General features: G+C 72.6%; 10 protein-coding genes and 1 pseudogene. 8 read left to right on the top strand and 3 right to left on the bottom strand.

Translation table 11 applies throughout. The features are described 5' to 3' along the window. Window positions 1-223 precede the first annotated feature (223 nt). Together ACIBEC_RS31385 and ACIBEC_RS31380 are read left to right on the top strand one after the other, a co-directional pair. Window positions 224-1,345, top strand: a complete 1,122-nt coding sequence (locus tag ACIBEC_RS31385) for a sensor histidine kinase (protein ID WP_396289497.1) — start codon at window positions 224-226, stop codon at window positions 1,343-1,345. Continuing rightward, window positions 1,342-2,004: a response regulator transcription factor gene (locus ACIBEC_RS31380; RefSeq protein WP_360502750.1), complete on the top strand. Its 663-nt coding sequence runs from the start codon at window positions 1,342-1,344 to the stop codon at window positions 2,002-2,004. Before ACIBEC_RS31385 ends, ACIBEC_RS31380 begins: the two co-directional genes overlap by 4 nt. Here ACIBEC_RS31380 and ACIBEC_RS31375 read toward each other — a convergent pair. Together ACIBEC_RS31375 and ACIBEC_RS31370 are read right to left on the bottom strand one after the other, a co-directional pair. Then, window positions 1,988-2,143, bottom strand: coding sequence for a hypothetical protein (locus tag ACIBEC_RS31375; protein WP_360502753.1), 156 nt, complete (start codon window positions 2,141-2,143; stop codon window positions 1,988-1,990). The two genes, ACIBEC_RS31380 and ACIBEC_RS31375, sit on opposite strands and share 17 nt — an antisense overlap. Window positions 2,144-2,228: 85 nt before the next feature. Beyond that, a pseudogene (locus ACIBEC_RS31370) lies at window positions 2,229-2,581 on the bottom strand (VOC family protein). A gap of 189 nt (window positions 2,582-2,770) precedes the next feature. Here ACIBEC_RS31370 and ACIBEC_RS31365 point away from each other — a divergent pair. From ACIBEC_RS31365 to ACIBEC_RS31340, 6 genes are all read left to right on the top strand, one after another. After that, a complete protein-coding gene (locus tag ACIBEC_RS31365; RefSeq protein ID WP_360502755.1) occupies window positions 2,771-4,048 on the top strand; it encodes an aspartate aminotransferase family protein in 1,278 nt (425 codons plus the stop codon). Window positions 4,049-4,465: 417 nt separating this feature from the next. Then, complete coding sequence (locus tag ACIBEC_RS31360; RefSeq protein ID WP_360502757.1) at window positions 4,466-5,728, top strand: phenylacetate--CoA ligase family protein; 1,263 nt, start codon at window positions 4,466-4,468, stop codon at window positions 5,726-5,728. Then, window positions 5,725-7,119, top strand: coding sequence for an MFS transporter (locus ACIBEC_RS31355; RefSeq protein WP_360502760.1), 1,395 nt, complete (start codon window positions 5,725-5,727; stop codon window positions 7,117-7,119). Before ACIBEC_RS31360 ends, ACIBEC_RS31355 begins: the two co-directional genes overlap by 4 nt. Next, window positions 7,116-8,267: a GNAT family N-acetyltransferase gene (locus tag ACIBEC_RS31350; RefSeq protein WP_360502763.1), complete on the top strand. Its 1,152-nt coding sequence runs from the start codon at window positions 7,116-7,118 to the stop codon at window positions 8,265-8,267. Before ACIBEC_RS31355 ends, ACIBEC_RS31350 begins: the two co-directional genes overlap by 4 nt. Window positions 8,268-8,286: 19 nt before the next feature. Continuing rightward, window positions 8,287-9,453 carry an acyl-protein synthase gene (locus ACIBEC_RS31345; protein WP_360502766.1) on the top strand — a complete coding sequence of 389 codons (1,167 nt, stop codon included), beginning with the start codon at window positions 8,287-8,289 and terminating at the stop codon, window positions 9,451-9,453. Continuing rightward, entirely contained in the window at window positions 9,450-11,990 is a 2,541-nt protein-coding gene (locus ACIBEC_RS31340) for an acyl-CoA reductase (RefSeq protein ID WP_360502768.1), read from the top strand. Before ACIBEC_RS31345 ends, ACIBEC_RS31340 begins: the two co-directional genes overlap by 4 nt. A gap of 133 nt (window positions 11,991-12,123) precedes the next feature. Here the strand turns inward: ACIBEC_RS31340 and ACIBEC_RS31335 are convergent, their stop codons facing one another. Then, the gene (locus ACIBEC_RS31335) at window positions 12,124-12,936 is read right to left on the bottom strand and encodes a ribonuclease BN (protein WP_360502771.1); all 813 of its coding nucleotides are present in this window, start codon (window positions 12,934-12,936) and stop codon (window positions 12,124-12,126) included. Window positions 12,937-12,960: the final 24 nt, after the last annotated feature.

Here is a 12,960-nt window from a genome sequence, read left to right as displayed (position 1 = left end):
GAATCGACAGGAACCTGTGATGACCGAGGCGGCCGAGGAACCCGGCAAGGCTCACCGGGCACGCCACCGGAACCGGGTGCCGGACCGGGTGCGGGAGCCGGACCGGGTGCGGGAGCAGTGGGCGAGGACAGCCCTACGGCTGACGAGGTACGCCGACCCGGCCGCCGCACGAGCGGCCCGAGTGGTGGCAACCAACGGGCGCTGGGCCTCCCGGCTGCCACCCATGGCGTGGGACTCGCTGCTGCCGACGCTTCTCCTCCTCAACGTCGTGACCACACAGCCGCCGCAGGAGCTGCCGGTGGCCGTGGCCCTCACCGCCGCCCTCGCGCTGCCCCTGGTGTGGCGGCGCCGGGCCCCGCTCACGGTGTTCGGCGCCGTGGCGGCCGCGGCCTTCGTCCAGTGGCTGACGAACGTCCAACTGCCGGCGGACATCGCCCTGTTGGTGGCCCTCTACACGGCGGCCGCGCACTCGGGCCGACGCGGCACGCTCGTCGCCGGTGCCGTCGTGGAGGCGGGGGTCCTGCTGGCCTGCCTGCGCTGGGCGACGGAAGGTGCGTTCCTGACCCCCTTCGTCGCGGTCACCGCGATGGCCGTCGCCGCCGCCGTCCTCGGTGTGAACGTGCGGACCACACGCGCCTACCTCGCGGCCCTGGAGGAACGGGCGGCACACCTGGAGCAGCAGCAGGACCAGCAGGCACGACTGGCCGTCGCCGAGGAAAGGACACGTATCACCCGGGAGATGCACGACATCGTCACCCACAACCTGTCCGTCATGGTCGCGCTCACCGACGCAGCCGTCTACGCGCAGCACCGCTCGCCCGACAAGGCCACCACCGCGATGCTCCAGATCTCCGAGACAGGCCGACAGGCCCTGACCGACATGCGGCGCTCGCTGGGCATCCTGCGGACCGACGAACCGGACGCGGAGCGCCACCCGTTGCCCGGCATCGCACAGCTGGAGACCCTCGCCGACCAGATGTGCGCCGCCGGGCTGCCGACCCGCCTCGAGGTCCGCGGCGGCCACACCCACATACCCGCCACCGCACAACTCACCGTCTACCGCCTGGTACAGGAAGCCTTGACCAACACCCTCAAGCACACACCCGCCGGCACCCACGCGAAGGTCCGGATACGGTGCTCGACCGAGACCGTCACCGTCGACATCACCGACAGCGGTCGCCGCCCGCCACGTCCCGGCGCCACACCATCCGGCCACGGCATCCCCGGCATGCGCGAGCGCTCGGCCGCCTACGGGGGCACGTTGCGGGCCGGACCGCTTCCGGGCGGCGGCTGGGGAGTCCATACCCGCCTCTTCCTCGGCAGCGACGGAGCGGCGTCCACATGACGATCCGCATCCTGATCGCCGACGACGAAGCGCTGCTCCGGATGGCCTTCAGCACGGTCCTGGAGGCCCAGCCCGACATGGCGCCGGTCGGCGAAGCCGCGGACGGCACCGAGGCCGTACGCCTCGCCCGGGAGCTGAGCCCCGACGTCGTCCTCATGGACGTCCGGATGCCCGGGACCGACGGGATCGAGGCGACCCGGCAGGTCATCCGGGTCTCGCCGCAGAGCCGGGTGCTGATCCTCACCACCTTCGACCTCGACGACTACGCCTTCTCCGGACTCAACGCCGGAGCCTCGGGCTTCCTGCTGAAGAACACCAGGCCCGAGGAGCTTCTCAACGCGATCCGCAGCGTCGCCGCGGGCGACGCGGTGATCTCCCCGCGGATCACCCGACGCCTGCTGGAGAACCTCCGCCCACACATCCCCGACGGCCGCACCGCCGACCACGACGAGCGGCTGAGCCGGCTCAGCGCCCGGGAACGCGAGGTGCTCGTCCAGGTGGGCCGCGGTCTGTCCAACACCGAGATCGCGTCCACCCTGTACCTCGCGGAGGCGACCGTGAAGTCCCATCTGGGGCGAATCCTGCACAAGCTCGAACTCCGCGACCGGATCCAGGCCGTGATCTTCGCCTACGAAAACCGCCTCATCCACCCGGCATGACATCGCCGCCGGCAGCGGCGCACCAGTGCGCGGGGCGCGAGGCGATCGAGCGGATGTTCCGCGACACGGTGATCGTCCATGCCGACGGCGCTTCACCGAGCGAGGCGTCCGGATCACCCTCGTCGTCGACGTCGGCCACCACCTGCGTGCCCCGGGCACGCACCCCTCATGAGCGGCACTCATGGCGCCCGGCGCGGCATGAGCAGCGTGCCGCCCGGGTGCGGTCAGGCGGGCTGCCAGAGCTCGATCCGGTTGCCCTCCGGGTCGGTGACCCAGCCGAACCGGCCGACGGCCGCCATCTCCTGCGTCTCCTCCGCCACCTGCGCCCCGGCGGCCCGCAGCTGCGCGAGCATCGCGTCCAGGTCGCGGACCCGGAAGTTCAGCATGGTCTGCTGGGTGCGGGAGCCGAAGTAGTCCTCCCGGACTCGAAGGCCGCGAACACCGTCGGCCCGGCCTCCTGGCCCCACAGGCCGTGCTCGTCGGCGTCCAGTCCCAGGCAGTCGCGGTACCACGCACTCAGCGCGTCCGGGTCGGCGGCCCGAAGGAAGTACCCGCCGATTCCAAGCACTCGTTCCATGCCGCCATCCTGCCGGCCCGGCGCTGCCGGCTGCGGGTCTCGGCCGTGGAGTTGCGGGCCCGTGTCGTGCCCGATTGACCGGGTTGCGGAGCGGGGGTCGGGTAGCTTGCTTGCCTGAGAGCCGTCCACGCGCCCCGGCTGTCCGATCGAGCGCCAAGTCGATGCTGTCGCAGGGAGAGTGAGCCTCGCATGTCGGAGCTGCTCGGCCGCCATCGCGCGGTCATGCCGAGGTGGATGTCGCTCTACTACGACGAGCCGATCGAGATCGTGAGCGGCAAGGGGCGCCGCGTCACCGACTCCGACGGGCGCAGCTATCTCGACTTCTTCGGCGGCATCCTCACCAACATGCTCGGGTACGACGTGCCCGAGGTCCGGGAGGCCGTCGAGCGGCAGTTGCGCACCGGGGTCGCGCACACGTCGACGCTGTATCTCCTCCGCACCCAGGTGGAGTTGGCCGAGCGGATCGCGGAGCTTTCGGGCATCGCGAACGCCAAGGTCTTCTTCACCAACTCCGGCACCGAGGCCAACGAGACGGCGCTGCTGCTCGCCACCAATGCTCGCCGGTCCGACCAGGTGCTCGCCCTGCGCAACAGCTACCACGGGCGCTCGTACGCGGCCACGGCCGTCACGGGCAACCGGAGCTGGAAGAACTCCTCGCTCTCGCCCGTCCACGTGCACTACCTGCACGGCGCCGACCGCGCACGCTTCCCGCAGCTGTCGGACGAGGAGTTCCTGGCTTTCTGCGCGGACGATCTGCAGCACGTCGTCGACACGGCCACCGCTACGGACGTCGCCTGCCTGATCGTGGAGCCCGTCCAGGGCGTCGGGGGCTTCACCGCCGCACCGGACGGGCTGTTCGCGAGATACCGGGTGGTCCTGGACCGGTACGGGATCCTGCTCGTCTCGGACGAGGTACAGACGGGCTGGGGCCGTACCGGAGAGCACTTCTGGGGTATCCAGGCCCATGGCGTGACACCCCAGGTCATGACCTTCGCGAAGGGCCTGGGGAACGGCTTCGCGATCGGCGGTGTCGTCGCGGACGGCACATTGATGGACGCGCTTCCGGCGAACGGCATCTCCACGTTCGGTGGCAACCCGATCGCGACGGCGGCTGCCAAGGCCACACTCGACTACCTGCTCGCCCACGACCTCCAGGCCAACGCGCACCGGCTCGGCAGCCTGCTGATCGACGGCCTGCGGAGGGCGGCGGAACGGCTTCCGGTCGTACGGGACGTCCGGGGCAAGGGCCTGATGTTCGCCGTCGACCTGGTCGACCCCGCGACGGGAGCGCCGAGCCCGTCGCTGGCCGCCGCCGTGCTGGAGCACGCGAAGGAGCGGGGCCTGCTCATCGGCAAGGGCGGCCTCTACGGCCACGCCCTGCGGATGGCTCCCCCGCTCACCCTGACCGAGGACGAGGCCGGGGAAGGGCTCGGCATCCTCGTGGACTCGCTTGCCGCCGTCTGCTGACACCGCCCCGGGCGACGACGACGGCGAGGGCGAGGGCGACGACGGCCACGGCCGCGGCGATGGCCACGACGACGGCCACGGCGATGGCGATGGCGGAATCCTCCGCGATTACCTTTAGTTGAATTCGAGACATTTCATGTGCGGCCGCCGAATTCCCGACTGAGACGCATGTCACCCTTCCATTCCGGCGCGCCTGAAAAGGCCGCTGATGGGGCCTCAGTTCGCCATGGAATCAGCTCAACGGCAGGCTCGCGACTGCGATCCGAAGGTCCATCAAGGTGCTAGCCTCTCTTCTTGCGAGTGGGAGGCCAGTTCCTCCTGACTTCGCCTCAGTATCGACCGAATGATCTGTGCGCATCCGGCTTCCCGGTGCCGCCCGCTCGGTCCGTTCTCCTCACAGCCTCAGAGCAGGAATTGATGCCGGTTCAACCAATAGCGGAACTCATACGGTTCGCGCGCCGCAATTCGCCCTTCTACGCCGAGCTGTACGCCGGTCTGCCGGACCGGGCCGTGCGACTGACCGATCTCCCGGTCGTCCCGCAGGCCAAGTTCTGGCAGGCGAACACACCTCGCGGCAACCGGCTGCTGACCGGGCCGCTGGAGGAGGCGGTGGTCTTCAAGAGCGGTGGCACCACCGGCTCGCCGAAGTTCTCGTTCTACAGCCGGGAGGAGTGGCGGGAGTTCACCACCTCCTTCGGCGCCGGGCTGGTCGATGCCGGACTGCGCCCGGGGCACCGGGTCGCCGACCTCTTCTACGCGGGCGACCTGTACGCCAGTCACACCTTCATCCTCGACGCACTGCACCGCTCGCCCGTCGCCAACGTCCGGCTGCCGATCGGCGGGGCCGCGCCGCTGGAGTCGACCGCGCAGACCCTGGAGCAGTTCGAGGCCGAGGTGGTGGCCGGCACTCCGACGACGCTGTGCGCGCTGGCCGACCACCTGCTGGCCTGCGGTCGCGAACTCCCCTCCGTGGAGCTGCTGTTGTTCGGCGGCGAGGGCCTCTACCAGGACCAGCAGCCGCTGCTCGGCAAGGTGTTCCCCAACGCCCGGGTCTCCTCGATCGGCTATGCCGCCGTCGACGCCGGGCTGCTCGGCCGACCGGTGCCCGGAGCGGACACCCGGGTGCACCGGGTGTTCACTCCGGAGACGGTGGTGGAGATCCTCGACGAGCACGCCGGCGAGCCGATCACCCGTGCGGGCGTGCCGGGGCGGGTCGTGGTGACCGACCTGCGACGACGGCTGATGCCCGTGCTGCGCTACCCCGTCGGGGACCGCGCGGAGTGGACCGACCCCGCCGCCGGGCAGTTCCGCATCCTCGGTCGGGCCCAGGAGGGCGTCCGGGTGGGACCGGTGTCGCTGTACACCCAGGACGTGCTCGACCTCGTCCGGGCCGCCGACCCGGCCGGCCGGGTGACCGGTGCGCAGCTGGTCGTGCGCCGCTGGGACGGCCGGGACGGCCTGGTGCTGCGCCTTGCCTGCGACGGGAACCCCAGCGGGCTCCCCGAGCTGGCCGCCGGTGTCGAGGCCGGGATCCACGCGGCGCGGCCGCTGTACCCGGAGGCGGTCGCCGCCGGGTACGTCCATCCGCTGTCCGTCACGTGGGTGCGCCACCAGGAGCTCACCGTCAACGCGCGGACCGGCAAGCTGATCCGTGTCCTCGACGAACGGCCGCACTCGTGACGGGCCCCGCAACGGCCTCCGGAACAGCCCCCGCGACGGCCTCCGGAAGGGCCCGCCGCCTGCCGCTCGTCCTGCGCAACCGGTTGTTCGGCGCCGTGTGGGCCGCCCAGGTCCTCACCCAGGCCGCCGGACGGATGTTCCAGGTCGGCGCGGTGTGGTGGCTGGTGGGATACGCCGCCGGCGCGGACCGCGGTCTGGCCGCCGGCGTCTTCCTCGCCGTCAGCACCCTGCCCGCGGTCGCGCTGGCACCGCTGGTGGCCAGGGTCATCGCCCGCTGCCCGCACCGTACCGTGCTGGGCGGCTCGGCCGCCGTCGCCGGTCTGGTCGCCCTCGGCACGGCTGTCTGGACGTACACCACGGCACTGCCGATGGCCGTCGCGTACGGCTCGACGCTGCTGCTGGCAGGCTGCCAGGCGGTCTTCGACCCCTGTCTGACCACCTCCGTGCCCGAGCTGGTCGAGGATGCCGACATCGAGGCCGCGACGGGTTTCGAGCTCAGCACCCAGTCGCTGGCCGGCGTGGCCGGCGGACTGCTGGGCCCGCTGGTGGTCGACGCCGCCGGTCTGGCGGGGATTATCACCGGGTGCGCCGGCGCCTACCTGCTGGCGGCCGCCCTGATCGGCGCGACCCGCTTCCCCACCCACCCGGACGCCCCGGCCCCGGACGCCCCGGCCCCGGTCGGCGGCGGGCCCGCCGCGGCACGCCCGCTTCGCCGGATCCTGGCCGAACTGCCTTTCGTCCGACGGGTGTTGCTCTGCTTCGCCGCGGCCAACCTGTTCACCACGGCGGTGTTCGTGGTGATGCCCCTGTTCACCCGGACGGTACTGCACGCCGACGGCTCGACCGTCGCCGCGCTGGAGGCGGCCCTCGGCGCCGGCACGCTGGTGGGCTCGTTCACCGGCGGTCGTCTCCCGGGGGCCCCCACCGTGGTCGGCGCCGGATGTCTCGGCCTGCTGGCCGTCGCGCTCGGCCTGCCCGGCCTGATCGGCGGCCAGGCCGCGGCAGTGGGGTCGATGGCGGTCGCGGGCTGGTGCGTGGGCGTGATCGGTGTCCGGTTCGTCGCCCTCTTCCAACGGCTGGTACCGGCCGGGGACCGGGCCGGCTTCTTCGCCATGATGCAGGCGCTGCTGGGTGCCACCTTCCCGGTGTCCTCGCTGGTGTTCGGCCTGCTCGGCGACCACCTCTCGCCGCGCACACTCTGCCTCGTCCAGGCCCTCGGCGTCCTCCCGGTCGCCGCCGCCCTGTGGTGGACCGGACGGCGCGAACCGGCCGCCCCCGGCCCCGTGGCGGCCCCGCAGGAGGAGCTGCCCCCGGCCCCGCAGAAGGAACTGTCCCCGGCCTCGCAGGAGGAGCCGTCCCCCGCCCCGCAGCCGATCGGAGACGCGCGATGACCGTGACGATCGCCCCCGCCGCCCCGCAGGACGTCGCCCAGCTGCGTCAGCTCTACTTCGACGTCTACGGCCACGGCTACCCGGTCGCGCTCGGCAGCGACCCCGCGGAGATGCGTCGCCTGATCGCCGACCCGCACACCCACTGGCTGACCGCACGACGCGAGGACACCGGCCACCTGGCCGGATCGGTGGCCGTGCAGACCGACCCCGGCAGCCGGATCGGCAAGCTGGTGGGCCTGGCGGTCCACCCCGAGCAGCGCGGCGGCGGCCTGGCCGGCCGGCTGACCGCCGCGGTCTGCGCGGACGCCTTCGCGACCGGCGCTCCGGACTCGATCTACGCGACCGTGCGGGTGGTCACCCCGGGCCCGCAACAGGTCTTCGCCCGCAACGGCTTCCGCGCACTCGGCCTGCTGCCGAACGCCGTCGAGGTGGTCGGCTGCGAGAGCCTGGCGCTGTTCGCCCGGCACGCCGACGGTGTCCTGGCCCGGCGCGAGAGCGTCGACCAGGTGCCCGGAGCCCTGCTCCCGCTGCTGGAGGCCGCGCGGCAGAGCACCGGCCTCGGCTACGGCAACCCGCAGCCTTTGGACGCCCCCCTCGCCCCCACCGGGCGCAGCGCTCCGGTGACCGCGCCGATGGAGCTGATCACGGCGCCCGGGTTCGTCCGCCGCCGGTTCCTGGAGCTCTTCCCCGATCCGGCGCAGCGGTTCTTCCCGCTGCACGTGCCGAACGCCGTCCTCACCCCGCCGGACGGCGCGTTCGAGGCGTACGCCGACCTGGACCCGGTCGCGGCGAGCTGCTCACTGGTCGCCGTGCACCCGTCCCCGGCAGCCGTCAGCGGCGCGCTGGAGCCGCTGATGGCGGCGGTCACCCGCGCGGGCGCCGACTACGTCGAGACGCTGCTGCCGCTGGCCGACACCGCCGGGCTGCACGCCTTCCTGGCGGCCGGGTTCATCCCGAGCGCCGTCTACCCGGCGATGCGCCGGATCGGCGAGCGGTTCCACGACTACGTCGTGCTGTCCCGCACCAGCCGTCAGATCGACTTCAGGACCACCGCTGTCGGCAGTCCGCTCCAGCCGTACCTGCCGGCCTACCTGACCGCCTGGACCTCGACCTACCTGCCCCTTCCCCTTGCCGAGGTCGCCCCATGACCAATCCCGAGGTTGCCCCGTGAACATCCATCTCGCGCCGGTCGAGGTCCCCGACCCCGCCGCGCTCCCGCACGTCCAGCAGCTGTGCGACCTGGCCTCCCCGTACGCGGCCGGGCCGGAGACCGACCGGCTGTTCGCCGCCGCGATGGCGGAGAGCCACACCTGGCACGCGCAGCGCTCGCCGTTCTACCGCTCCCTGTTGGACGGCCCGGCGGAGGTCGCCGCACCGACCGTCGGCGCGGACGTCCGCACTCCCCTGGTGCACGCCAACTTCTTCAAGCGGCACGAGGTGCTCTCCATCCCGCGGGACGAGGTCTTCCTCCACCTCACGTCCTCCGGCACCACCGGCCAGAAGTCGCAGATGTTCTTCGACGGCTGGACGATCCGGTCGGCACAGCGCATGGTCGCGCGGATCTTCGACCACTACGGCTGGATCACCCCCGACCAGCCGGTCAACTACCTGCTCTACAGCTACGAGCCCGCTCCGCAGCTCAAGCTCGGCACCTCGTTCACCGACAACTACCTCTGCGACTTCGCCCCGGCCAACCACACCACGCACGCACTGCGGCACACCGGCGGCGGCCACGAGTTCGACGTCCACGGCTGCATCGCGGCGCTGCAGCGCTACGCCGAGGACGGCCTGCCGGTACGGATCCTCGGCTTCCCCGCGTTCCTGCACTTCACCCTGGAACGGATGCGGTCCCTCGGCCTGCCGCCGCTGCGGCTGCCGGCCGGCTCGCTGGTCCTGCTCGGCGGCGGCTGGAAGGGGCACACCGACCGGCAGATCGGCAAGGACGAGTTCTACGCCGCGGTCACCGAGCAGCTGGGCATCCTCCCGGAGCGGATCCGGGACACCTTCGGCTCGGTCGAGCACTGCGTGCCGTACATCGAGTGCGAGCACCACCGCCTGCACGTCCCGGTCTGGTCGCGGGCCGCGGCGCGCGACACCCGCACCCTGCAGCCGCTGCCGTTCGGCGAACGCGGCTTCCTCCACCTGGTCTCGCCGTACATCACCTCGGTGCCGGCGCAGAGCGTCGTCATGGGCGACCTCGCCTCGCTGCACCCGGCGCAGGAGTGCCCCTGCCCGCTTCCCACCCCGTGGTTCACCATCCACGGGCGTGCCGGGGTCAGCCGCAACCGCAACTGCGCGGCGGCCGCCGCCGAACTCCTGAAGGGACTGTCGTGAACCCCGAACTCGTAACGGCCGGAGCGCACTTCTGGCAGGGATCGTTCGTCGACGACGAGGAGGCCGCCCGCCGGCTCGCCGACCTGCCGGAGCTCGCCGCCCGCACCCTCGCCGAACCCCTGCCCACCGAGCTGGTGCTGAGCGCCTGCCAGCGCCTCGCCGCCGCCCTCGCCACGCCGGACGGCCCCGTCCGCACCCGCCTGCTCGGCGTGCTGACCGACGGCGGCACCGACCCGGAGGAGGCGTCGGCGACCCTCTCCGAGATCGCCGACGCGATCACCCGCCCGGCCCTGGAGCGCAAGCTCCGGCGCGAACTCGGCGGGCTGCACCCCGAGCGCCTCACCCGACCCGACGCCCGGGAGACCACCTTCGAGGCCTGGGCACCGGTCGGGCTGCTGGTCCACATAGCCCCGGGCAACGCCGCCGCCGTCGCACCGCTGACCGTCATCGAGGGCCTGCTCACCGGGAACCTCAACGTGCTGAAGACCAGCAGCGGCGACACCCCGCTCGCCCAGCACCTGCTCGCCGAGCTGGCCGCCGCCGACCCGACCGGCGCCCTGGCCCGCCGCATCGTGGTGCTGCGCTTCTCCTCCGCCCGCACCGAGTGGCTGCGCCTGCTGTGCGCGCCCGCCGACGCGGTGGCGGTCTGGGGCGGCGAGGACGCCGTCCGCTCGGTCGCCGAGCTGGCTCCGGCCGGCTGCCGGCTGATCGAGTGGGGCCACCGGATCTCCTTCGCCTACCTGACCCGTGACGCCTGGTCGGACGGGGTGACGCTGGACGCGCTCGCCGCCGACGTCTGCCGCTTCGAGCAGCAGGCCTGCTCCAGCCCCCAGGTGATCTACCTCGACACCGAGGACGACGGTGAGGTCTTCGCCTTCGCCGAGCGCTTCGCGGCCCACCTCGCCGACGCCTCCGCCGAGCTGCCCCGGCCCGAACTCGATCCGGCGGAGCACGCCGAGATCACCACCACCGAACTCATCGCCCGGTTGGAGGAGCACCTCGGCCTCACCCGGGTCGTCGCCGCCGAGGACGGGTCCTGGCGCGTCCTCGCCGACACCCGCCGCGCCCTGGCGGCCTCGCCGCTCAACCGCAGCGTCTGGGTCAAGCCGCTGCCCCGGACCTCGGTGATGACCGTGCTGCGCCCGATGCGCCGCTACCTGCAGACCGCCGCGATCGGCGGCAGCCGCGCCGACGTCGCCCGGCTGTCGCAGGCCGTACTCGCCGCGGGCGTGCTGCGGGTCACCCCGGTCGGCGGGATGCTCGACGGCTACCACGGCGAGCCCCACGACGGCGTCTACGCGCTCCAGCGCTACAGCCGGCGCGTCAGCGTCCGGGCGGACGAGGCCTTCGCCACCACCGCGTGCCTGGACGACCTGGCGGCCCCCGCCGTCCTCCCGGCCGCTCCGAACGGCCCGCTGCTGGACAAGGCCGGCGTGCAGGAGCAGTTGCGCACCCTCGCGCCCGTCCACGCCCACCTGTACTTCCGCAGCGGCGGCAGCACCGGTGCCCCGGCCCTGTCGGTGTTCACCAACGCCGACTACGACACCCAGATGCGGGCCGCCGCCGACGGCCTGCTCGCCGCCGGGTTCGACCCGGCCCGGGACCGCGCCGCCAACCTCTTCTACTGCGGCGGCATGTACGGGAGCTTCATCAGCTTCTTCTCGATCCTGGAGCGCCTCAACGCCACCCAACTGCCCATCGCCGCCGGCCCCGACCACGCCTCCACCGCCGAGGCGCTGGTGACGTACGGCGCGAACGCGGTGTTCGGCATGCCGTCCTACCTCTGGCAGCTGTTCCACTCCGAGGGCGCGGCACTGCGCGCGTACGGCGGGATCCGCAAGGTGTTCTACGGCGGCGAGCACTTCACGACGGAACAACGCCGGGTGCTCACCGAGGAGTTCGGCGTCGAAGTGATCCGCTCGGCGGCGTACGGCAGCACCGACCTGGGGCCGCTCGGCTACCAGTGCACCCACGCCGAGGGCTCGGTCCACCACGTCCTGACCGACCTGCACACCCTGGAGATCCTGGATCCGCAGGCCGACCGCCCGGCCCCCGCCGGGCAACCGGGCCGCCTGGTCTTCACCAGCCGCACCCGCGCCGGACAGCGCCTGGAGCGCTACCAGATCGGTGACCTCGGCCGCTCGGTCGAGGGCGTCTGCCCGTGCGGCAGCCACACTCCGCGGATCGAGCTCCTCGGCCGGTACGGGGACGTCGTCCGGGTCGGCACGTACTTCTTCAACGTCCGGCGCTTCATCGCGGTGGCGGAGGAGAGCCTCGGCTACCGCGGCGAGCTGCAGCTGGTCCTGGACGCCGGCGAGGGCCGGGAGCGGGTCACCGTCCGCCTCGACCGGAGGTACGCCCCCGACGCCGCGGCCGCAACGGCCGCCTTCCCCGACGCCATCCCCGAACTCGCCTCCGCCGTGACCGAGGACCTGCTCGACTTCACGGTCGAGACGGCCGACAGCGGGGCCTTCGAGCGGACTGCCACCAGCGGCAAGCTCCGCACGGTGATCGACCGGCGGCAGCCCACGGCGTGACCCCGTCGGTGCCGGTGCAGGGCCCGGTGCAGGGCCCGGCACCGGCACGGAGACCGGCACGGGCGCGGGCTCGGCGCGTTCGAACGCCGGAGTCGGCGCTCGGATCGGATACGGGGGAACCGGACCTCCCCTGTCAGTCGGGCTCCCGGTAGGCCCGCACCAGCGCACGCCCGGCGAGTGCGCCGCCGTAGACGGTGTAGCCCACGCCGATCAGCCAGGACTGGACGACCAGCACCGTGCCGACCGTCCCGTAGGAAGTCGCGTTGGACACCAGCAGCGGTGCGAAGACCAGCCGGGAGAACAGCCTCAGTCCGGCCAGCGCCACGATGGCCGCGACCGCCCCCGGCAGCAGGTCCCGGTACGGGACGCGACCGGCGAGCAGCAGGTGCTGGAGCCACCAGAACAGCAGGACGCCGCCGAGGGTCGTGACAGCGATGCGGAAGGCGGGTTGGACGCTCGCGTGCCGCCAGGGCGAACCGCTGGAGGCGGCCAGCAGGATGTATCCGATCAGTCCGGCCAGGCCCAGCGTCTGGCGCCAGACCGAGTGCCAGGGACCGCGGTCCAGCCCCCAGGTGCGCTCGTAGACGCCCTGCACGGCGGCCATCAGGGAGATCCCGAAGACCGCGAGCGCGGCCAGGCCGAAGCCCGTGGTGGTGCTGAGCACCTGTCCCCGGGAGGCGAAGAGGCCGTGCACGGCGACGGCGCCCCGGCCGGTCAGACCCAGGCCGTCGGTGATCCACTCGGTGATGCCACTGCCCCGCGACGGGAAGGCGGCGGCGATGACGATCAACAGCGGCACGAGGGTCACGAAGAACAGCGCCGCGAAGGCCATCGACCGCTGCAGCAGTTCGATGGTGCGGCCCCGCTCCCACACGTCTGCCGCCGTCACCCGGAGGACCTGCCACCAGCTGCGGTGGGCCGGCGTGAACGAACCCCTGCGGCGCATGTCACGGTACCCGGAGGCCGTTGT

The sequence above is a fragment of the Kitasatospora sp. NPDC051164 genome, from assembly GCF_044455625.1.
Taxonomy (GTDB): Bacteria; Actinomycetota; Actinomycetes; order Streptomycetales; family Streptomycetaceae; genus Kitasatospora.
Note: the sequence above shows the minus strand (reverse complement) of the source record. Positions and strands in the feature narration are given on the sequence as shown.